Source organism: Muricoccus vinaceus (genome assembly GCF_042433125.1).
GTDB lineage: Bacteria > Pseudomonadota > Alphaproteobacteria > Acetobacterales > Acetobacteraceae > Roseomonas > Roseomonas vinacea.
On the sequence record NZ_JBHLVZ010000002.1, the window covers coordinates 379,076 to 399,217 of the forward strand.

The 20,142-nt window shown below is 75.7% G+C and carries 15 protein-coding genes and 1 other annotated feature; of the genes, 11 read left to right on the forward strand and 4 right to left on the reverse strand.

What is annotated here, in order from left to right:
• Nucleotides 1–5: 5 nt before the first annotated feature.
• A complete protein-coding gene (locus ACFFIC_RS03565) occupies nucleotides 6–983 on the reverse strand; it encodes a PfkB family carbohydrate kinase (RefSeq protein WP_377048695.1) in 978 nt (325 codons plus the stop codon).
• Between ACFFIC_RS03565 and ACFFIC_RS03570 the strand changes: the two genes are divergently transcribed.
• From ACFFIC_RS03570 to ACFFIC_RS03605, 8 genes are all read left to right on the forward strand, one after another.
• Nucleotides 982–1,752 carry an RluA family pseudouridine synthase gene (locus ACFFIC_RS03570; protein ID WP_377048696.1) on the forward strand — a complete coding sequence of 257 codons (771 nt, stop codon included), beginning with the start codon at nucleotides 982–984 and terminating at the stop codon, nucleotides 1,750–1,752. The two genes, ACFFIC_RS03565 and ACFFIC_RS03570, sit on opposite strands and share 2 nt — an antisense overlap.
• Before the next feature lie 48 nt (nucleotides 1,753–1,800).
• Complete coding sequence (locus ACFFIC_RS03575; protein WP_377048697.1) at nucleotides 1,801–3,699, forward strand: sensor histidine kinase; 1,899 nt, start codon at nucleotides 1,801–1,803, stop codon at nucleotides 3,697–3,699.
• Nucleotides 3,700–3,831: 132 nt separating this feature from the next.
• Nucleotides 3,832–3,887, forward strand: a sequence feature (sul1 is cis-regulatory element that is thought to sense ions involved in sulfur or methionine metabolism; They are found in Alphaproteobacteria).
• Between the two features lie 75 nt (nucleotides 3,888–3,962).
• A complete protein-coding gene (locus ACFFIC_RS03580) occupies nucleotides 3,963–5,915 on the forward strand; it encodes an acyltransferase family protein (RefSeq protein ID WP_377048698.1) in 1,953 nt (650 codons plus the stop codon).
• 109 nt (nucleotides 5,916–6,024) lie between these two features.
• The gene (gene cuyA, locus ACFFIC_RS03585; protein ID WP_377048699.1) at nucleotides 6,025–7,080 is read left to right on the forward strand and encodes a D-cysteate sulfo-lyase; all 1,056 of its coding nucleotides are present in this window, start codon (nucleotides 6,025–6,027) and stop codon (nucleotides 7,078–7,080) included.
• A gap of 13 nt (nucleotides 7,081–7,093) precedes the next feature.
• Nucleotides 7,094–7,774: a glutathione S-transferase family protein gene (locus ACFFIC_RS03590; RefSeq protein ID WP_377048700.1), complete on the forward strand. Its 681-nt coding sequence runs from the start codon at nucleotides 7,094–7,096 to the stop codon at nucleotides 7,772–7,774.
• 22 nt (nucleotides 7,775–7,796) lie between these two features.
• Complete coding sequence (locus ACFFIC_RS03595) at nucleotides 7,797–8,366, forward strand: cytochrome b (protein ID WP_377048701.1); 570 nt, start codon at nucleotides 7,797–7,799, stop codon at nucleotides 8,364–8,366.
• A 120-nt stretch (nucleotides 8,367–8,486) separates the two neighbouring features.
• Complete coding sequence (locus ACFFIC_RS03600; protein ID WP_377048702.1) at nucleotides 8,487–9,341, forward strand: class I SAM-dependent methyltransferase; 855 nt, start codon at nucleotides 8,487–8,489, stop codon at nucleotides 9,339–9,341.
• Nucleotides 9,331–10,173, forward strand: a complete 843-nt coding sequence (locus ACFFIC_RS03605) for a class I SAM-dependent methyltransferase (RefSeq protein WP_377048703.1) — start codon at nucleotides 9,331–9,333, stop codon at nucleotides 10,171–10,173. The genes ACFFIC_RS03600 and ACFFIC_RS03605 overlap by 11 nt, the downstream gene beginning before the upstream one ends.
• 18 nt (nucleotides 10,174–10,191) lie before the next feature.
• On the opposite strand, the gene pbpC is transcribed toward ACFFIC_RS03605, so the two are convergent.
• Complete coding sequence (pbpC, locus tag ACFFIC_RS03610; RefSeq protein ID WP_377048705.1) at nucleotides 10,192–12,162, reverse strand: penicillin-binding protein 1C; 1,971 nt, start codon at nucleotides 12,160–12,162, stop codon at nucleotides 10,192–10,194.
• Between the two features lie 122 nt (nucleotides 12,163–12,284).
• On the opposite strand from pbpC, the gene ACFFIC_RS03615 reads away from it, so the two are divergent.
• Together ACFFIC_RS03615 and ACFFIC_RS03620 are read left to right on the forward strand one after the other, a co-directional pair.
• Nucleotides 12,285–12,644, forward strand: coding sequence for a hypothetical protein (locus ACFFIC_RS03615; protein ID WP_377048707.1), 360 nt, complete (start codon nucleotides 12,285–12,287; stop codon nucleotides 12,642–12,644).
• Entirely contained in the window at nucleotides 12,641–13,381 is a 741-nt protein-coding gene (locus ACFFIC_RS03620) for a hypothetical protein (protein ID WP_377048708.1), read from the forward strand. The genes ACFFIC_RS03615 and ACFFIC_RS03620 overlap by 4 nt, the downstream gene beginning before the upstream one ends.
• Before the next feature lie 3 nt (nucleotides 13,382–13,384).
• Here the strand turns inward: ACFFIC_RS03620 and ACFFIC_RS03625 are convergent, their stop codons facing one another.
• Together ACFFIC_RS03625 and ACFFIC_RS03630 are read right to left on the reverse strand one after the other, a co-directional pair.
• Entirely contained in the window at nucleotides 13,385–14,317 is a 933-nt protein-coding gene (locus ACFFIC_RS03625; RefSeq protein ID WP_377048709.1) for a fatty acid desaturase, read from the reverse strand.
• 55 nt (nucleotides 14,318–14,372) lie between these two features.
• Nucleotides 14,373–19,502 carry an alpha-2-macroglobulin family protein gene (locus tag ACFFIC_RS03630; protein WP_377048710.1) on the reverse strand — a complete coding sequence of 1,710 codons (5,130 nt, stop codon included), beginning with the start codon at nucleotides 19,500–19,502 and terminating at the stop codon, nucleotides 14,373–14,375.
• Nucleotides 19,503–19,653: 151 nt separating this feature from the next.
• On the opposite strand from ACFFIC_RS03630, the gene ACFFIC_RS03635 reads away from it, so the two are divergent.
• Nucleotides 19,654–20,115 carry a hypothetical protein gene (locus ACFFIC_RS03635; protein WP_377048711.1) on the forward strand — a complete coding sequence of 154 codons (462 nt, stop codon included), beginning with the start codon at nucleotides 19,654–19,656 and terminating at the stop codon, nucleotides 20,113–20,115.
• The last annotated feature ends 27 nt before the right edge of the window (nucleotides 20,116–20,142 follow it).

Here is a 20,142-nt window from a genome sequence, read left to right on the forward strand (position 1 = left end):
CCCCGTCAGGCCTTGCGCCGCACCCGGATGGACGGCCTGTCCGTTTCACCCGCCAGCAGCTCCTCCAGCGCCGCCCGGTCCGGGGTTTTCCCGTCCCGTGCCCGCAGCGCCCCGGCGGCGGAGGCGAAGCGCAGCGCCTCCTCCATCCCCTGCTTCTCCGCGATGGCGAGCGCGAAGGCCCCGTGGAACACGTCCCCGGCGCCGGTGGTGTTGGTGGCATCCACCGGAAAGGCCGGGCGCCGCGCCGGCGCCTCCATCCCCGGCGCCAGCCACAGCGTCCCCTTCTCCCCCAGCGTCACCGCGGCCAGCTTCAGCGGCCCGGCCTGGAGCGCCCGCGCGAGCCCCTCCTCGGGCGGCACGCCGGGCGCGAAGATGGAAAGCCCGGTCTTGGCGAAGATCGCGTGGTCGGTCAGCGGCACGAGCTGGCGCAGCAGCCGCTCCTCGCTCTTCTCGGCGTCCATCGCGCTGGGCACGCCGATCTCGCGCGCGCGGGCGAAGGCCAGCGCCGCGGCCTCCGGCCAGCGCGGGTCGCAGAGCACGCATCCCGCCTCCGAGAGCCGGTCCAGCGGCAGGCCGGAGGGATCGCTCGGCAGCCGCTCGCCCCGGTAGGTCACGATGCTCCGCTCCCCCACCTTGTCCACGATCACCGCGGAAAGCGGCGTGCGCGCACCCTCGGCCATGATCAGCCCGCCGGCATCCACCCCCTCGGCCTCCAGCGCGTGCTTCAGCTCCTCCCCGGCCTCGTCGCGCCCGACCCTTCCCCAGAACACGGCGCGCCCGCCCAGCCGCGCCACCGCGATGGCGGCATTGGCCGAAAGACCGCCCACGCTCATCGCATAGGACCGCGCGGTGGTCTTGGAGGGCGGCGGCTCCACCTCGTCCACCCGGAAGGTGTGGTCCGTCACCACCTGGCCCACGCAGATGACCAGCGCCCCCCCGCCCGCTACACCCGTTCCCTCACCGGAAGTCCCCCGATCCGCCATGCGCGACCCCTCTTCCCTGCCCGGCTGGCTCGCCGCGCGAATCCTGCACATCCGGCCCGATGCCATGGTGATCGACAAGCCCGCGGGCCTTCCCCTCGATCCCGGCCGCCCCCGGCCCGGGCAAGCAGGCGGCCAGCCACCCAAGCCCAGCCTGGCCGATTGGTTGCCCCTGCTTCAGCTCGGCCGCCGCCACCCGCCCCAGCCCGTCCACCGGCTGGACACGGACACGGCCGGCTGCCTCGTGCTCGGCCGCACCAGGCCGTCCCTCGGGGCGCTGGGCGCCCTCTTCGCCGACCGCCGGGCGGAGAAGACCTACTGGGCCGTGGTCACGGGCATCCCCGGCGCCGCCGCCGGCACCCTGGACGCCCCCCTCAGGAAAACCAGCACAGCGGCCCAGGGCTGGCGCATGGAGGTGCACCCCGGGGGCCAGCCCGCCCGCACCGCCTGGCGCGTGCTCGGCACGGCACCGCCGGGCCAGCCCCCCATGGCCTGGCTGGAGCTGCGCCCGGCCACCGGCCGCACCCACCAGCTGCGCGTCCACTGCGCCCATCTCGGCTGCCCCATCCTGGGCGACCCCCTCTACGGGCGGGCGGGTGCCGCGGCGCCCATGCACCTCCTGGCCCGCTCCATCGCCCTGCCCCTGGACCCGCCGCTCGCCGCCACCGCCGCGGTGCCCGCCGCCATGGCCGGGGCCTTCTCCCGCTGCGGCATGGCGGCGCCGGGCGGGCCGGAAGCCCTCCCGCCGCCGGGCCGTGTCACGGGGGTTTGACTTGGCCGCTCGGCCCCTGCCAAACCGCAGGGGCGAGGACGGAGCGCCATGCCCGAGGGCAGCCACAAGGTGCGCCCACAGCTTCCCGGCGGCACAGGCAGCCGGCCCGTCCACGGGCCGGCCGGAGAACCCGCCGGCTATGGCGGATGGGCAAGCGGACCGGAAGCCCGGCAAGGCTTCCCACCCGGATCGGGCGCGAGCGTCCAGAAAGGCGCTGCCCCACGCGACCCGCGCCGCGGATGGACCCTCCGCCAGCGCCTCGCCCTGGTTTATGGCGGCATCTCCCTCGTGGTGCTGCTCGGCGCCGCCGCCTTCACGGCCTGGCAGGCCAGCACCCTCTCGGCGCGCAACGCGGACCTCGCCCTGGCCGAAACCCGCCGCGTGGCGGATCGCGTGGGGAGCGCCCTCGCCCAGGCGCGCCAGGGCGTCTCGGTGCTCGCCGCGGCGGACCCGCTGGCGCTCGGCGTGGATGGCTGCAACCGGCTGCTGAACGCCACCCACCTCGCGATGGACGCGATCGTCAGCCACCTCTTCGTCTTCGACGCGGAGCGGCGCATCGCCTGCTCCACCCTGCCCTCGGCGATCGGGCAGCAGTCCGCGCCCCCGGTGGTCCTCACCGCGGAGCGGACGGGGCGTTCGGTCACGGGCTCCCTGAACAACGCCGCCTCCGGCCTCGGCGCCGCCATCGGCCTGGGCCACCCGATCCAGCGCGGCGCCCGGCATGCCGGGGTGGTCACGGCCTCCATTTCCCTCCCCGCGCTGCGCGCCGTGGCCATCCGCCAGCCGCCCGAGGTCGAGGGCATGCGCGCCTGGCTGCTGGACGCCGACGGCAGCAGCGCCGGCCTGATCGGCCCGGACCAGCCCCTTCCCCCCTTGCCCGAGGCCCTGCACGCCTCCTTCCTCGCACCCCTGCCCACCGAGGCCGGCATCGCGACGGAGGGCGGCCAGCTCTGGATCGAGGCCCGCGCGACGGACGAGCTGTCGCTGATCGCGGCCATCCCCCAATCCGTGATCGAGGCGGGCGGACGGGCGGACGTGGTGCTGCCCCCGCTGCTCCTCGCCGCCGTGCTGATGGGCGGCATGGGCGCCCTCTTCTGGTCCGCGCAGCGCTTCGTCGTCATTCCGCTCGAGGCCGCGACCCGGCGGCTGGAGGCGCCGGACGGCCCCTTCCCGGACGGGGCCGCCGCCGAGAGCGGCGCCGCCGACATCGCCGCCCTGATCCGCCGCCTCGGCGCCGCGCGCGCCACGCGCGACGAAGCCATCCGCCTCCGCGACATGCTGCTGCGCGAGGCGCATCACCGCATCAAGAACCACCTCGCCCTGGTCGCCTCCTTCCTGCGCCTGCAGGAACGCCAGCTTTCCGACCACGCGGCGCTGCGGGCGCTGCGGGCGGCGCAGGACCGCATGGTGGCCATCGCCACCACCTACGAGCTGCTGCACGACGGCGGCGGGGCGACTGTCTCCCTCGACCAGACGCTGGAGCGCTTCGCCCGCGCGCTCGCCGCGCGCGACGGGTTCCAGCCGCAGGGGGAGCAGGGCCACCGGGAACAAGGCGGACAGGTCCAGCGGGGGCAAGGCCAGGGCATCGTGGTGGTCACCGACCTCGCGCCCCTGGAGGTTCCGGCGGACATCGCCGTGAAGCTCGCCCTGGTGGTGAACGAGCTGGCCACCAACGCGCTGAAATACGCCTTCCCCGAGGGCGCCGGCGGCACCGTGCGCATCGTCCTGCGGCCAACCCTTCCCGGCCCGGACGAAGGCCCCGGCTTCACCCTGCAGGTTTCGGACAACGGCGCGGGCATGCCCGTCTCCTCCCGCCGCGGCCTGGGCATGACGGTGGTGGACACGCTGCTGCGCGGCATCGGCGCCACCATCGAGCACCGGCCCGGCCCCGGCACCACCTTCCTGATCACCTGGACCGCGCCACCCTCGGCCTCCGGCGGCGCCTGACCCGGAACCAGGCTGCGCCAACGGGGCGCGACACAGGCGCCGGTCCGCCACGGCGGTCCCGACAACGTGAGCCCCGGCTGGGTGCGATCCGCTTGCCGCCCCGCAACAGCCCACCTATCAATCACTTATTCGCCCGGACCCGGTGAAATTCCGGGTGGCTCTTCCGGCCGCCGATCCGCCGGATCACGCATTGCACGCGACCGCAAGACGGCTCCTGCTCATGCGGCTTCGCCTGCCTCGGCAGCGGAACACCCTTTTTGAGAATGAATCCCGCATTCCTCCATGAATGCCGTGGGCGGATTCGCCACCTCTTACCCCTTCCCGTCGCACAGGGCGCGCACCTGCCCTATCGCGCCGACATCGACGGCCTGCGCGCCATCGCCGTGCTTTCCGTTGTCGCCTTCCACGCGGACATCGGCGCGCTCGGCGGCGGCTATGTCGGCGTGGATGTCTTTCTGGTGATCTCGGGCTTCCTGATCGGCTCGCTCGTGCACGGCCAGGTCTGCGCCGGCACCTTCACCTTTCGCGACTTCTACGAGCGCCGCATCCGGCGCATCCTTCCGGCCTTCCTGGTCATGCTGGCGGGCACGCTCCTGCTCGGCGCGCGCTTCGCGATGCCGGCGGAGATGACGGAACTCGGGCGCTCCTCGCTCGCCGCCCTGCTGTCGCTCTCCAACATCCACTTCCAGCGCAACACCGACTACTTCGACACCCCCGCGGAAAGCCAGCCGCTGCTGCACACATGGTCGCTCGCGGTGGAGGAGCAGTTCTACCTCCTGCTGCCGCCCGCCATCGTCCTCGTGCACCGCTTCATGCCACGCGCGCTGCGCCCCTTCGTGCTGGCCTCGGCCGCCGCCTCGCTCGCTCTGAGCATGGTCGCGATCAAGGCCTATCCCGACGCAACCTTCTACCTGCTGCCGACCCGCGCCTGGGAGCTGCTGCTGGGCATGCTCGTCGGCCTCTACCGCTTTCCCCTGCTGGAAAACGCGCGCGTGCGCTCGGCCGTCGCCGCGCTCGGCGCCGCAATGGTGCTCACCGCCATCCTCGCCTTCACCGAGCACACCACCTTTCCCGGCACCGCCGCCCTGCTTCCCTGCCTCGGCGCGGCCTGCGTCATCGCCGCCGGCGGCGCGGGGCCGACGGCGGTGGGGCGCGCGCTCTCGGCCAGGCCGCTCGTGCTCACCGGCCTGATGTCCTACTCCATCTATCTCTGGCACTGGCCGGTCATCGTCTTCCAGCGGGCGGACGCCTTTCTCGTCTCCCGCGGCAACACCTTGGTCGAGACCCTCGTCATCCTCGCCGCCTCCATCCTCGCGGGCGCCGCGAGCTGGCACTTCGTCGAGAAGCCCTTCCGCTCCCGCCAGCGCGTGGGCCGCGCCGCCCTGTTCCGCGCGGCCGGCGGCGGCAGCGCCGCGCTGGCCGCGGCCGCCGCGGTGGTGATCGGGTCGGGCGGATACCCCTCCCGCTTCCCGCCCGGCGCGCGCGAGGCCGCGGCCTTCCTGGACTACAACCCGCGCGCCAACTACCGCGCCGGCACCTGCATGATCTCCTCCGGCTTCACCTTCCAGAACTTCCGCAAGGAGGTCTGCCTCGCCCGCTCGGCCAGCGAGCGCAACTTCCTCCTGCTCGGGGACAGCCACGCCGCCCATCTCTGGCGCGGGCTGGAGCAGATCATCCCCGATGCCAACATCATGCAGGCCACCGCGTCCGGCTGCCGCCCCACGCTGCGCGCCGCGCCGAGAGCCTGGAACGAGTGCCGCATGGTGGTCGACCACGCGCTCCGCGAATACCTTCCCTCCAACGCGGTGGAAGCCCTGGTGCTGGCGGCGAAGTGGGAACAGGCCGACCTGCCCGGCCTGGCCGAGACGCTGGACTGGGCCCGCGGGCGCGGCGTGAAGGTCATCCTCCTCGGCCCCATCGTCCAGTACGAGGCCGCGGTGCCCCGCCTCGTCGCCAACTCGCTCCGCTCGGGCCACGACCTGCTGGGGCGGCACCGCCTGTCCCGCCTGAAGCGCCTGGACGCGGAGATGCGGGCGCTGGCCCAGTCCCGGGGCGCCCGCTACGTCTCGCTCTGGGACATCATGTGCGCCCAGGCCAATTGCCTGGCCACGACGGCCGAGGGCAGGCCGCTGCAGTTCGACTACGGCCACGTCACCGCCGAAGGGTCGCGCCGCCTCGCGGAACTGGTCATCCCGGCCATGGGCCCCGGCTCCTGAACCCCTTTTTCCGCCGCCGCGGCCGGGGTGCCGGCCCGGCCCGGCTCCACGGCGGCGCCGAACCGTCCTAACCTGGGCGCACGCACGTCCAGGCAAGGCCATCGCCCTCATGAATCTCGCCCGCTTCCCCCGTATCCGCCTCGGCCACATGCCGACCCCGCTGGAGCCGATGGAGAACCTGTCCCGCCACCTCGCCGGCCAGATGGCGGCACCGGGGGGCGGCCCCAACCTCTGGATCAAGCGCGACGACTGCACCGGCCTCTCCACCGGCGGCAACAAGACCCGCAAGCTCGAATACCTGATGGCCGACGCCATGGCCCAGTATGGCGGCGCCGGCGCCGACATCGTCATCACCCAGGGCGCCACCCAGTCCAACCACGCCCGCCAGACCGCCGCCGCCGCGGCCAAGCTCGGCCTCGAATGCCACCTCCTGCTGGAGGACCGCACGGGCTACACCGACCCCGCCTACACCCGCTCCGCCAACGTCATGATGGACAAGCTGCACGGCGCCACCGTGTCGCGCCGCCCCGGCGGCGCCGACATGCAGGCCGAGATGGAGGCGCTGGCGGAGCGGCTCCGCGCGGAAGGGCGCCGCCCCTACGTCATCCCCGGCGGCGGCTCCAACCCCACGGGCGCGCTGGGCTACGTCGCCGCCGCCCTCGAACTCGTGGCCCAGGCCGCCGCCATGGACCTGCGCATCGACCACGTGGTGCACGCCACCGGCAGCGCCGGCACCCAGGCCGGCCTCGTCGCGGGCCTCGTCGGGCTCAACAGCGGCATCCCCGTTCTCGGCATCGGCGTGCGCGCCCCGCGCGAGAAGCAGGAGGCCAACGTCCTCGCCCTGGCGACCCGCACGGCCGACCACCTCGGCCTTCCCCCCGGCACCATCCGCGCAGAGCACGTGACCGCCAACTGCGACTATGTCGGCCAGGGCTACGGCATCCCGACGCAGGGCATGGCGGATGCCGTGAAGCTGGTGGCGGAGAAGGAGGGCATCCTCCTGGACCCCGTCTATTCCGGCAAAGGCATGGCGGGGCTGATCGACCTCGTGCGGCGCGGCCACTTCAAGCCCGGCGAGAACGTGGTGTTCATCCACACCGGCGGCGCCGTCGGCCTCTTCGGCTACCCCGAGGCCTTCGACCTCCCCGCCGACGCCGCCGCCTGAGGGAGCGAGACCCATGCCCCACCCGGCCCCGAACGCCGCGCGCGCGCCCCTGAAGATCTGGGGCCGCGCCAACTCGGTGAACGTGCAGAAGGTCCTCTGGTGCTGCGGCGAGCTCGGCCTCCCCTTCGAGCGCATCGACGCCGGCATGCAGCACGGCATGGTGGACACGCCTGAATACCGCGCGATGAACCCGAACGGCCGCATCCCCACGGTGCAGGACGGCGACCTCATCCTGTGGGAATCCAACGCCATCATGCGCTACCTGGCGCTGCGCGGGATCGAGATCGACCCGCGCTCCGCCGCGGGCCTCCTCTACCCCGAGGGCGCCGCCCACCGCGCCCGCGTGGACCGCTGGCTGGACTGGACCCTTTCCACCCTCCAGCCCGCCGAGCGGAACCTGTTCTGGGGCATGGTCCGCACGCCCCCCGGGAAGCGCGACCAGCCCGCCATCGACGCCTCGGCGAAAGCCACCGCGGAGCTCTGGCGCATCGTGGACGCTCACCTCGCCCACGGCCTTCCCTTCGTGGAGGGGGAGAACGCCACGCTGGCCGACATCGTCCTCGGCGCCTATGCCCGCCGCTGGTTCGGCATCGACCTGCCAGCGCGCCCCGACCTGCCGCGCATGGCCGCCTGGTACGCCCGCCTCGCCGAGCGCCCGGCCTTCCGCCAGCACATAGCCCCCCCGCTGACCTGAGGCCGGCCCGAAGGAGCCCTCGATGCCCGTGCGCGAAGCCATCCCCCCAGCCGGCGCCGCGCGGGCCGGGGCGCGCTACGACGCCCCGTCGCGCGCCTTCCACTGGGTCACGGCGGTGCTGGTGCTCGCCGCCGCGACCCTCGGCCTCCTGATCGCCCACGCGGCGCCGGAGGACGAGGCCACCAGGCTCCGCCTCTACAGCATCCACGAAAGCGTCGGCCTCACCATCCTGGCCATCACCCTCGCCCGCCTCGCCTGGCGCATCGGCCACCCGGCCCCGCCGCTGCCCGCGGACATGCCGGCCGCGCTGCGCCTCTTCGCCCGTGCCAACCACGCGGCCTTCTATCTCTGGCTGCTGGTGATGCCCGTGCTCGGCTTCCTCGGCACCAATGCCTGGGGCTTCCCCGTCACCCTCTACGGCCTCGTCCCCATCCCGGCCCCGGTGGGCAAGAACGTCCCCCTGGCCGAAGCCCTCACCTCCGCCCACGCGGCGATGGGCTGGATCCTGCTGGGAATGATCGCGCTGCACGTCGCCGGCGCCCTCTGGCACCAGTTCGTCCGGCGGGACGGCACCCTCGACCGCATGACCTGACCGGCCACCCCAGCGCCGCCACCCGGCGCCCGGCTCTCGCAGGAACGTGTCAGCAGGCCGCCGGGCGGGCGTGCCAAGCTCGCCGCGCGGATGCAAGCGCACCTGGATGGGATCATCCCCATGTCCACCGAACCCGCCCCCTCTCCCGCCGCCCCGCCGCCGGCCACGCCGCCCGACCTCGCCGCCCTCAAGGCGCGCCAGAGGGGCGCCTGGTCCTCCGGCGACTACGCCCTGATCGGCACCACCCTCCAGATCGTGGGCGAGAGCCTCTGCGAGGCGCTCGACCTCCGCGCCGGGGAGCGCGTGCTGGACGTCGCCGGCGGCAACGGCAATGCCAGCCTCGCCGCCGCCCGCCGCTTCGCCGACGTCACCTCCACCGACTACGTGCCCGCCCTGCTGGAGCGCGGCCGCGCGCGCGCCGAGGCCAACCGCCTGCCCATCGCCTTCCAGTTCGCCGATGCCGAGGCGCTGCCCTTCCCCGACGCCGCCTTCGACGTGGTGCTCTCCACCTTCGGCGTGATGTTCACGCCCGACCAGGACAGGGCCGCCGCCGAGATGCGCCGCGTCTGCCGCCCCGGCGGCCGCATCGGCCTGGCCAACTGGACGCCCGCCGGCTTCATCGGCCAGCTCTTCCGGCTGCTCGGCGGCTTCATCCCGCCGCCCCCGGGCCTCCGCTCCCCCGCCCTGTGGGGCACGGAAGACCGCCTGCGCGAGCTGTTCCCCCGCGCCGCCATCGAGGCCACGCCCCGGGTCTTCAACTTCCGCTACCGCGACGCCGCCCACTGGATGGAGGTGTTCCGCACCTATTACGGCCCCGTCCACAAGGCCTTCCTCGCCCTGGAACCGGAGGCGCAGGGCAGGCTCGAACGGGGCATGCTCGAACTGCTGAAGCGCCTCGACCGCGGCGGCGGCACGGGGCTGGTGGTGTCCTCCGACTACCTCGAGGTGGTCATCCGCCCTCCCCATGACTCCTGAGGGGCGGCGCGGCGCGGAGGCTCGCGGCACGCCCGCCGCCGCGCCGCCGGCCCTCTGGGCCGCCGGCGAGGTCTACGAGCCCTATGTCGGCCGCTGGAGCCGCCGCGTCGCGCCGCTTTTCCTGGGGGCGCTGGACGTTCCCCCCGGCGCGCGCTGGCTCGATGTGGGCTGCGGCACGGGCGCCCTTACCGCCACCATCCTCGACCGCCATGCCCCGGCCTCGGTGCTGGGCATCGACCCCTCCGAGGGCTTCCTCGCCCATGCCCGCCGCCACCTGCCCGACCCGCGCGCCGGGTTCCGCCACGGCGACGCCCAGGCCCTTCCCGTGGACGACGCCGCCTTCGACGCCGTGGTGAGCGGCCTCGTGCTGAACTTCGTGCCGGACCAGGCCCGCGCCGCCGCCGGGATGCGCCGCGCCACCCGCCCCGGAGGCACCGTCGCCGCCTATGTCTGGGACTATGCGGAGGGCATGCAGATGATGCGCCGCTTCTGGGACGCCGCCGCGGCGCTGGACCCGGCGGGCGCGGGCGGGAAGGACGAGGCCCTGCGCTTCGCCCTCTGCCGCCCCGGCGCCCTGCAGCACCTGTTCGAGGGGGCGGGCCTCCGCGGCGTGGAGGTCACCTCCATCGGCATCCCCACGGTCTTCCCGGACTTCGACGACTACTGGAACCCCTTCCTGGGCGGCCAGGCCCCCGCCCCCGCCTATTGCATGTCCCTCCCCGAGGACCGCCGCGCCGCCTTGCGCGAGGCTCTCCGTGCCTCCCTGCCCACCGCCCCGGACGGCAGCATCGCGCTCACCGCCCGCGCCTGGGCGGTGCGCGGCACGGCCTGATCCGCCCGCCGCGGCGCGCTATTCCGGGCCCCGCACCCGCACCGGCGCGCTGACCGCGGCGCCCGCCGCGTCCAGCACGGTCACCCGGTAGAAGCCGGGCCCCGGCGGGGTCCACCCCGCCTCCCGCCGCGCCGCGCCGGAGGCGACGGGCACGCCGTCCACCAGGAAGAACAGCGGCCGCTGCCCCCCGGCCGCGCGGATCACCACCGATCCCTCCCCGATCACCGCCCCGGCCGGCGGAAACAGCAGCCGCAGCCCGTCCACCGTCCCCGCGGGGCCACCCGCCGCCACCCGCGCCGCGACCGCCCCCGGGCGCGGCGCCGCGGGCAGCAGCCCGAAGACCCGCGCCAGCACCGGCAGCGCCAGCCCCCGCCCCGTCGCCCCCGGGATCGCCGTCCCGTCCGGCCGCCCCACCCAGACCCCCGCGACGTGCCGCGCGTCGAACCCCACCGCCCAGGCATCCCGCCCGCCCCAGGAGGTGCCGGTCTTCCAGCCCACCCCCTCCGGCCCGCCGCCGGGAAAGGGCTGCACCAGGATCCCGGCCACCGCCTCGGCCGCCCGCGGCCCCAGCACCGGTGCCGAGGCCGGCGGCCCCGCGGCCTCCGCCGGGCCGGGCCGCACGCGCAGCCGCCCGGCCCGCCCGCCGTCGCCGATCGCGGCCGTCACCCCCGCAAGCTCCCGCAGCGTGACGCCCACGCCCCCCAGCGCCAGCGGCAGCGCGGCCGGCGCCCCCGGCGGCAGCCGCGGCACCGCCCCCAGCGCCTTGAGCGCCGATGCGAAGCGCAGCGGCCCCAGCGCGTCCATCAGCGCCACGGCCGGCAGGTTCAGCGACTGCCGCAGCGCATCCGCCGCCGTCACCCGGCCCGAGAAGCCCCGCGCGTAGTTCTCCGGCGCCCAGTCCCCGAAGCGGCGCGGCAGGTCCTCCATCACCGTGCCCGGCCCGGCCAGCCCCCGCTCGAAGGCCATGGCATAGAGCAGCGGCTTCAGCGCCGACCCCGGCGAGCGCACCGCGCGCGAAAGGTCCAGCGCCCCCGCGCGCCCCTCCGCCAGCCAGTCCCCCGCCACCAGCGCGCGCACCTCGCGCGACCCCAGCTCCGCCACCACCACGGCGGCCGAGGCGCGCGCCGGCAGCCCGCGCAGCACCTCCGCCGCCAGCGCCTCCAGGCCGCGCTGCAACCCGGCATCCAGCGTGGTCCGCACCACCGGCGCCGCCTGCCCGCGGGCCACCTCGCGCGACACATGCGGCGCCAGCCCGGGCATGGCCCGCCGGGTGCGGGGCACCGGCTCCGCGGCCGCCGCCAGCCGCTCCCATTCCGGCAGCGCGCCCGCGCCGCGCCGCCGCAGCATCGCATCCCGCGCCGCGAGGGCGGCCTCCGGGTGCCGGTCGGGCCGCAGCGCCTCGGGCCGGCGGGGCACCGCCACCAGCAGCGCGGCCTCCGCGACCCCCACCCGCTCCACCGGCCGCCCGAACCAGGCCAGCGAGCCCGCCCGCACCCCCTCCAGGTTGCCGCCCATGGGGGCCAGCGTCAGCCAGGCGCCGAGCACGCCCTGCTTGCCCAGGCGCCATTCGAGCTGCACCGCCCGAAGCGCCTCGATGGCCTTGCTCCGCAGCGTGCGCGGCCGGGGCTCCAGCAGCCGCGCCGCCTGCATCGAGAGCGTGGAGCCGCCCGAAACCACCCGCCCCGCCCGCACCCACTGGGCCGCCGCGCGCATCACCGCCAGCGGATCGACGCCGAAATGCCAGCGGAAGCGGCGATCCTCCGCCGCCACCAGCATCGCCACCAGATGCCCCGGCACCTCCGCCGCGCCCACCGGAAGCCGCCACACCCCGCCCGGCGCCGGCAGGGCGGACAGCACCCGCCCCTCCCGGTCCACCACCACCCGCCCCACCGCCTCCAGCCGCGACAGGTCCGGCGGAAAGGCCCGGTCCAGCGCCAGCAGCCCGCCCCCCAGAAGCGCGAGCGCGGCCATGCCGCCCGGCAGCGCCATCCTCGCCCGTCCGGCGAACAGCCGGCGGCACCGGCCCATGGCAGGCACGATCGGCGCAACCAACCCCCACACTGGCAGCAGGCTCCCCCCGGCGCTATATTCGCAGCATGCCCCCATCGGACATGCACTCCAACACCGCATCGTCCGCGCCGAAGCCGGCGAAGGCCCCCGCGCGCCATCCGCCCGCCAAGGCAAGCGTGGCCAAGCCCGGCACGGCCAGCCGCCGCATCCGCTTCGGCACCGCCAGCGTCACCGCCCGCAAGCCCGCCCCGTCCGATCTCGACCGCAACCTCGAATCCAGCACCGAGGCCCTGCGCCGCACCGGCGAAACCCTGCTCCGCCCGGGCATCCGCCTCCCCGCGCGAAAGAACGTCCCCCTGTTCGAGGCGGACCCCGAGCGCCCCGGCCACTTCCTCCGCAAGCTGAACGGCAGGACCGAGCGCGGCATCCTGCAGAACGGCCGCTTCACCGTCACGGGTTGACCACCCTCCGCCACGCGGTCGAACTGGTCCGCCTCGCCCAGGCCCGGACCAGGAAGCCGCTCGCCGTGGTGCTCGCCGGCCATAACGGCTCCGGCAAGTCCACCCTGTGGTACGGCCGGCTGGCCGACACCCTCCGCATTCCGCTGGTCAACGCCGACCGCATGATGCTGTCGATCCTGCCCGAGCCCGGCGCGGACGGCCATCTCGCCCCCTGGGCCGCGGCGCTGCGCGACACCGACCGCGGCTGGATGGCCGCGGCGCAGGGCGGCGTGCAGGCCTTCGTCGCCCATGCCATGGGCGCCCGGGTCCCCTTCGCGGTGGAAACCGTGTTCTCCCACTGGCAGGACCTCGGCGAGGGCCGCGTCGCCTCCAAGATCGACCTGATCCGCGACATGCAGCGCGCTGGCTACTTCGTGCTGCTGCTCTTCGTCGGCCTGGAAAGCGCGGACCTTTCGGTGCTCCGCGTCCAGACCCGCGTGGCGCGCGGCGGGCACGGCGTCGCCGAGCCGGTGCTCCGCGCCCGCTTTCCCCGCACCCAGCGCGCCATCGCGGGCGCCCTGCGCGTGGCCGACGCCGCCATCCTCACGGACAACAGCCGCGGCCCGCGCCAGGCCTTCACCGTCTGCCGCGTCCAGCTCGCCGCCGCCGGCCTCCACGACATCCGCGACGGGCGCGCCCCGCCCGCCGCCATCGCCGCCTGGCTCGACGTGGTCAGCCCCACCGCCTCCCCGGTCTGAGCCTCAGGGGCGGGGCGCGTCCCGCAGGCGCCGCACGTGCTCCAGGTGCCAGCGCGCATAGCCCGTTCCCACATGCGCCAGCCGGTCGCGCAGCACCGCGTGCGCGTCCGCCAGCCGGTGGAAGGGAATGAAGGGATAAAGGTGGTGCTCCGCGTGGAAGGGCATCTCCCACATCAGCAGCCGCACCGGCGCCGCCGTCAGCATGGTGCGGGTGTTGGTCAGGCCGTTGGCATCCTCGGTGCAGCCCGTGTGCTCCGTGAGCAGGTAGAGCCGCAGCAGCGGCTGCCCCAGCAGCTGCGGCCCCACCCAGAACAGCAGCACCGACGACCACCCGAAGGCCAGACCCGCCGCCACCGCCAGCGCCACCGTCAGCGCCGACCCCGCCCGGATGCTCGCGACCACCCGCGGCGCCGTGGCCGGATGGATGAACGAATAAGCGGACAGGTCCCCCCGCCAGCCCCGCGCCCAGACCGTGAGCTGCGCGCGCCAGTAGGGCAGCCCCAGCACCCGGAACAGATAGGCCGGGATGTTGCCCGGCGGCGGCGGCGACAGCTCCGGGTCGTGCTCCGGGTCCTGGGTGTGCCGGTGATGGGCCAGGTGGAACTGCTGGTAGAAGTGCCAGTTCCGGAGCGCCGTCAGCGCCGCCAGCCACCCCACCACCGCATTCGCCCGGCGCGACCGGAAGGCCGTGTGGTGGCAGGTCTCGTGCAGCGGCGCGAAGAGCGCCGCCTGCACCACCCCGGCCAGCACCATCGCGGGCAGCACCAGCCACCAGGGCGCCACCGCCACCAGCGCCCCGCTTCCCAGGATCAGCGCCACGTGCACCGCCGTTCGCGCCGCCCCGCGCGCGTCCGAGCGCGTGTTGAGGTGCATCATCTCCCGCGGCTTCGGCGCCGCCGCCATTGCGCTCCCCGTGGGGCCGACCGCCGCGCTCATCCCTGCCTCCGTGCCAAGCTGGAGAAACCGCAAGCAAGCGCCGCGCCGCCCGCCGTCACGGCACCGGCGCCACCGAAACCCGACCCGTGTTCTGCCGCGCGAAGACCCCCGGCCGGTAAAGGTCCCGCACCTCCGCCCCCGGCAGCTCGAACCGCCCCGCCGTCACCGCCCGCACCCGGACCGCGAAGCGCGCCACCGCCGCCTCCGGCGTCAGCGTCACCGCCGCCGCGAAGCGGTCGTCCAGCGCCGGAAAGGCCTCGGCCGCCGTCAGCTCGCCCAGGAAGGGCATGCCCGGCACCTCCCCTTCGGCCAGCCGCCCGACGATCTCCCACCCCGCCGGCAGCCCCTGCTGCACCATGGCCCGGTGCGTCTCCCCCGTTTCGGCCCGCGCCTCCACCTGCATCAGGAACACCTGGTTCTGGCGGAGCGCATCGAGGTTCAGCGCCGACCCGTCCGCGTTGAAGAAGCGCCGCGCCACCCGCATCCCCGCCCGCCCGGCCGGCTGCGCCTGCACCGGCAGCCCCGAAACGGAAACCGCCTGCGGCACCGCCCGGTCACCGAGGTTGCGCACCTCCGCGCGCCCCTCCACCACCGCCGAGACAACCGGCGCCACCCCGAGCGGCCGCCCGCCGAGCGAGATCCGCACCGGCCGCCCGTCCCGCCCCAGCGCGGATGCCAGCAGCACCCCCCAGGCCGCCTCCTGGGTGGAGGCCGCCTCCGGCGTCAGCTCCGCCCCCGGCAGGCGCGACAGAACCTCCGGCAGCCGCCCCGCCAGCACGCCGCTCTCCTTCAGCAGCAGCGTCACCGCCAGGGAATCCCGCGCCGCGCTGCCGTAGTCCTCGTGCCAGGGCCGCCGCGCCGGGGCGGCCAGCGCCGCGGCGAAGGCCTCCTCCGCGCGCGCCGCATCCCCCATCCGCGCGAAGGCCGCGCCGAGCTGGGCCTTGGCCAGCGGCGTCGGCAGCCGGTCCATCTCCTCGAACAGCCGCCGCGCCGCCCCGGGCAGGCCGCGCCCGGCCATGGCCAGCACGTGCATCCGGTAGGCCTGCACCGCCCGCTCCACCGGCTCCGCGTAGCTCCCGTTGTCCGCATCGTCGCGGATGCTCTTCAGCAGCGCCTCCAGCGGCGCCTCCGGCACCGTCACCCCGGCCGCCCGCGCCCGCAGCAGCGCCTCCGCCCCGTAGGAGGTCACGAAGCCGTCCGCCGCCCCGCTGGCCGACCACAGCCCCAGGCTCCCGTCATAACGCTGCTTGTCCAGCAACTGTGCGACGGAGCGCTGCAGCTTCACCTCCCGCTCCGGCTCCCCCTCGAAGCCCACCAGCGCCAGAAGCCGGCTCGCCGACTGCTCCCCGCAGGCGAAGGGAAAATCCACGTTGGCCCGCATCAAGGCCGCGGGGTCGTAGCGCACCGGCTGCCCCCAGACCGCCCGCACCGCCGCCGTGCCCGCGAAGAAGCGCGACAGGTCCGGCCCCAGCTGCGCCGCCCCGCCCGGCGCCAGGCTGGCCACCGCCACCTCCCGCGCCAGCGGCCGCGGCGAGCGCAGCGTGATCCGGCTCTCATGCGTCGCCGCGTAGCCGCCCGGCCCGGTCACCGCCACGCGCACCACCCCCTCGCCCGCGCCGGTCGCGCGCAGCGTGGCGAAGGGCAGCGCCCGCTGCCCCCGCGCCAGCTCCGCCGCCAGGGCCCCGCCGCCCTCCACCGCCAGCGGCCCCTCCACCGTCACGCTCGCGCGCACCCCGCCGCCGCCCTCCAGGTCCAGGTTGTGCAGCAGCACCGGCAGCCGCGCCTCGTCCCCCGGCGCCAGGAAGCGCGGCAGCAGCGCCTCCGCCACCACGGGGTCGCGCACCGTCACGGGGCGGGAGGCCTCGCCCACCCGGTCCCCGGACCAGGCCACCGCCATCAGCCGCAATTCCCCGTTGAAGGGCGGCAGGTCCAGCGGCACCACCGCCCGCCCATCCGCTCCCACCGCCACCGGGCCCGAGAACAGCGCCACGACCCGCTGCGGCGGCTGCACGCCGCTCGTGTCGAAGTCGTCGTCCCCGCCCTGGCGCAGCACCGTGGCCTCGCCCTCCGCCGGCCCGATCAGCCGGCCGTAGTCGTCGCGGATGTCCAGCCCCAGCCTGCGCCGCCCCAGGAAATGCTCCACCGGCGAAGGCGAGGCGAAGCGCGTCAGCCGCAGGATGCCCTCGTCCACCGCCGCCAGCGTCAGCCAGGCCGGCCCGGCGGCATGGCCCACCCGCACCGGCACCTCCACCCGCCGGCCCGGCCGCAGCAGCGCCTCGCCCTCCACCGCCACCTCCAGCCGGCGCGCCGCCGGGTCCAGCCCGACCCAGGCCAGCCCGATCGCCCGCCGCGGCCCGCCGCCGCCCGCCTCCCCCGGCCGGAACACCGTCACCGCCACCCAGGCGCCGGGGCCCCAGCCGGCCTCCACCGGCACCTCCACCTCGGCCCCGCCCGCGGGCACCTCGATGTCGCGCACGGAAAGCACCCGGTCCGTCAGCACCGCCAGGCTCGCCCGCCCCGCGAAAGGCGGGCTCACCCGCAGCCGCGCCACCTCGCCCGCGCGGAAGGCCCGCCGGTCCGCGGCCACGTCCACCTTGTCCGGCACCGCCGGGTCCTCCGACCCCACCCAGCCCGAGCGGAACCGGAGGGTCGCGATGGCCATCCCCCCCTCCTGGGACACCTCCAGCCGGTAGCGCCCGAAGGTCACGCGCCGGGCGAAGCGCGCGGGCGCCCCCGGCGCCGCCGACAGCGCCGCCTCGTCCACCGGCTCGTCCCGCCACACCGTCTCGTAGCGCGGGGTGCCGCTCACCACCGTCAGCTTCCAGCTCGGCCGCTCCCGCACCAGCCGCGCCCGCAGCCGCCCGGACAGCGCCTCCCCCATGGGCGAAACCAGCGCCGCCTCCACGGCCGCCTCCGCCCCGTCATCCACGCTGCCGTCGCGAAAGGCCGGGCGCAGCGCCAGGAAGGGCTGGGCGGACCGCACGGGCACCGAGGCCATCCCCTTGCTCCCCCGCCCGCCCGGCTCGGCCATCGTCACCGTCACCTCCGCCCGCAGCGGCCGCGAGGTGTCCGGCAGGTTGGGCAGCGACAGCGCGGCCGCCCCCCGCCCCGCCTCGTCCGTCGCCGCCACCTCGAAGGATTGCAGCCCGCCGTCGAAGGGCTCCTCCGCCAGCCCGAAGCGCCAGCCGCGCCACATCTCCCTGGGGGCGCCCTCGAAGGGCTCGGGGTCCACCGAGAGCCGCATCTCCGCCGTCCCGGTCAGCCCCGCCCCCGGCGCGCCGTAGAGGAACCGCGCCTCCACCGGCAGCGCCAGCGCCGCCCCCGCGGTCAGCGGCCCCGGCGCCGGTCCCGCGCGCACCTCCAGCCGTTCCGGCACGAAGGCATCCACCTGGAAGCCGCTGCTCGCCACCGGCGGCCGGTTCGGATCGGTCAGCGCCTCGATCGTCCAGCCGCCCGCGGGCGCGCCGGCGGAAAGCTGCGGGGCCCAGAACACCGCCCCCTCCGGCCCGCGCGGCGGAACCGCCTCCGCCGCCACCTGCCCGTTCGGCCGGCGCAGCCGCAGCCGCACCGGCAGGTCCAGCACGCCCCCCGCCGCGTCGCGCGGCAGAACCGAAACCCGGACGGCCTCGCCCGGCCGGTACACGCCCCGGTCCAGCCAGAGGAAGGCATCGACCGGCCCCGGATAGGCCCGCCCCGTCACCCCCCGGTCCGACAGGTCGAAGGACGCCGCCTCCAGGTCCAGCGAAACCAGGTCCTCGCCCTGCTGCGCGTGGAGCGCGACGGGCGCCACCGCCCCCTCGCCGCGCAGCAGCGGCCCCGCGAAGCGCACCAGCCCGCCGGCGTCCGTATCCGCCTCCGCCAGCACGTCGTTGTTGCGCGCGAGCAGCGCCACGCGCACCCCCGCCTTCGGCCGCGCGTCGCCCAGCCCGCGCGCCTGCACCGCCAGCCCCTCGCTGCCGCGCCAGGCCGTTAGCCCGATATCGGTGGCCATGATCGGCAGAGCCGCCGCCTCGCCCGATCCGCGCCCCTCCTGCGCGTTCCGCACCAGCAGCACGAACAGCCCGGGCCCCGATCCCGTCAGCGCCTCCGGCAGGGGCAGCACCGTCCGCTGCATGACGTTGCGCTGAAAGCGCGGCACCTCCGCCGTTCCCTCCCACACCACGCGGCCGCGGCTCTCCGGCAGGTCCTCGGCCTGGTATCCGCTGATCGCATCGCCCAGCCGGATGTCGCGCGTCAGGGGCACGAGGTTGCGCTCGCTCACCCGCACCAGCTGGATGTGGAGCCGCTCCAGGTTCATGCTGGCCACCGTCACCCGCGGCGCGGCGCCGCGCGGCAGGATGAAGGCGCGCTGGTCGAAGGCCAGCCGCTCCGCCCGGTCGGGCATGGACACCTCCACCGGAAGGTCGGCGCGCAGATTCGCCCCGTCCTCCCCCGGCAGCCCCGCCCGCAGCACCAGCCGCGTCCGCCGCCCCCAGGGCAGGCCCGCCACGCAGACCCCGTCCTCCTCCCGGGTCACGGCAAGGCCGGGCACCGCCGGCTCGGCCCGCACCCAGTCCTCGGGCTGCCAGCGCCCGCCGCGCAGCGGGGAAACGGTGAAGGAAACACAGGCCCGCGCCGGCTCCGCCTCCGGCTCGGTCCGCACGCGCCGCAGCAGCATCCCCGCCTGGCGGCGCGCATCCGCCAGCGCCGTGCGCGCCCCGGCATCCGCGGGCAGCCGCTCCACCACCGCCTCCAGCACCCCGATCGTCAGCGCCCAGCGCTCCTGCGCGCGCAGCGCATCCGCCATCAGGCGCAGCGACGGCACCTCCGGCTCGCCCGAGCCCACCTGGTTGAAGTTCATCTGCGCCGCGAACAGGGCCTTCGCCGGGTCGGGCGGCACCCGCGCCATCATCGCCCGCGCGAGGGAAAGCCACATGTCCGGCCGCGCGCCGGACATCCCCAGCCGCTCCTCCCAGGCCGAGGCCGCCGCCGCCCAGTCGCCACGCCCCTCCGCCTGCGCCGCCCTGGCCTCCGCCGCCGCCCGCTGCTGGGGCGTGCCCCCCGCCGGAAAGCGCCGCGACAGCCCCTCGGCATAGCGCCCGCTCTCGGCGGAAAGCCCGGGCATCCCGAGGTCCTGCGCCAGGGCCCCCGCGGCCGATGCGCCCGCCAGGGCCAGGGCGAGCACCAGAGAACGAAGCACGCGCATGGGTCCACCCGGCCGGAAACTGTTTCGGACGACGAGCCTGACACACCCCACCCGTGATGTGCAGCCGCCTCCCGCCCGCCCTGGCCACCACCCCGCGAAACCGCCCGGCTGAGGCGCGAGTTCCGTTCCCACCCTGCCTCGGACAAACAACATGCTCGCCTCCCTTCTCATGGGCCTCGTCGGCGGACAGCGCGCCATGACGCCGCTCGCCACCGTTTCCGTCGCGGCGGCCCGCGGCGCGCTGCCCGGGAACAGCGGCGCGCCCGGCATCCTCGCCCATCCGGTGGTCGCCGCCGCCACCGTCGCCCTCGCCGCCGCCGAGATGGCGGGCGACAAGATGAAGACGGCGCCCGACCGGATCGTCCTCGTCGGCCTGGCCGCCCGGTTCGTCACCTCCGCCATCGCGGGCGCCTCCCTCGCCCCGCGCCGGCAGCGCTGGCCCGGCGCGGCGCTCGGCGGCCTCACGGCGGTGCTGGCCTCCTATCCCGGCTGGCGCATCCGGATCGCCGCGATCCCGCGCTACGGCCAGACGCCGACCGGACTCCTCGAGGATGCGCTGGTCCTGGCCGGCGCCATCACGATCCTCCGGCTGTTCGGCCGGCCCGGAGCCTAAGGCGCCCCGCCCGGCGCCCGGCCGCGC

Bases quoted from the DNA above. Each gene is read 5' to 3' on its own strand.
- ACFFIC_RS03570 (WP_377048696.1), top strand. From the start codon at position 982: ATGCGCGACCCCTCTTCCCTGCCCGGCTGGCTCGCCGCGCGAATCCTG.
- ACFFIC_RS03565 (WP_377048695.1), bottom strand. From the start codon at position 983: ATGGCGGATCGGGGGACTTCCGGTGAGGGAACGGGTGTAGCGGGCGGG.
- ACFFIC_RS03575 (WP_377048697.1), top strand. From the start codon at position 1,801: ATGCCCGAGGGCAGCCACAAGGTGCGCCCACAGCTTCCCGGCGGCACA.
- ACFFIC_RS03580 (WP_377048698.1), top strand. From the start codon at position 3,963: ATGAATCCCGCATTCCTCCATGAATGCCGTGGGCGGATTCGCCACCTC.
- cuyA (WP_377048699.1), top strand. From the start codon at position 6,025: ATGAATCTCGCCCGCTTCCCCCGTATCCGCCTCGGCCACATGCCGACC.
- ACFFIC_RS03590 (WP_377048700.1), top strand. From the start codon at position 7,094: ATGCCCCACCCGGCCCCGAACGCCGCGCGCGCGCCCCTGAAGATCTGG.
- ACFFIC_RS03595 (WP_377048701.1), top strand. From the start codon at position 7,797: ATGCCCGTGCGCGAAGCCATCCCCCCAGCCGGCGCCGCGCGGGCCGGG.
- ACFFIC_RS03600 (WP_377048702.1), top strand. From the start codon at position 8,487: ATGTCCACCGAACCCGCCCCCTCTCCCGCCGCCCCGCCGCCGGCCACG.
- ACFFIC_RS03605 (WP_377048703.1), top strand. From the start codon at position 9,331: ATGACTCCTGAGGGGCGGCGCGGCGCGGAGGCTCGCGGCACGCCCGCC.
- pbpC (WP_377048705.1), bottom strand. From the start codon at position 12,162: ATGGCGCTGCCGGGCGGCATGGCCGCGCTCGCGCTTCTGGGGGGCGGG.
- ACFFIC_RS03615 (WP_377048707.1), top strand. From the start codon at position 12,285: ATGCACTCCAACACCGCATCGTCCGCGCCGAAGCCGGCGAAGGCCCCC.
- ACFFIC_RS03625 (WP_377048709.1), bottom strand. From the start codon at position 14,317: ATGAGCGCGGCGGTCGGCCCCACGGGGAGCGCAATGGCGGCGGCGCCG.
- ACFFIC_RS03630 (WP_377048710.1), bottom strand. From the start codon at position 19,502: ATGCGCGTGCTTCGTTCTCTGGTGCTCGCCCTGGCCCTGGCGGGCGCA.
- ACFFIC_RS03635 (WP_377048711.1), top strand. From the start codon at position 19,654: ATGCTCGCCTCCCTTCTCATGGGCCTCGTCGGCGGACAGCGCGCCATG.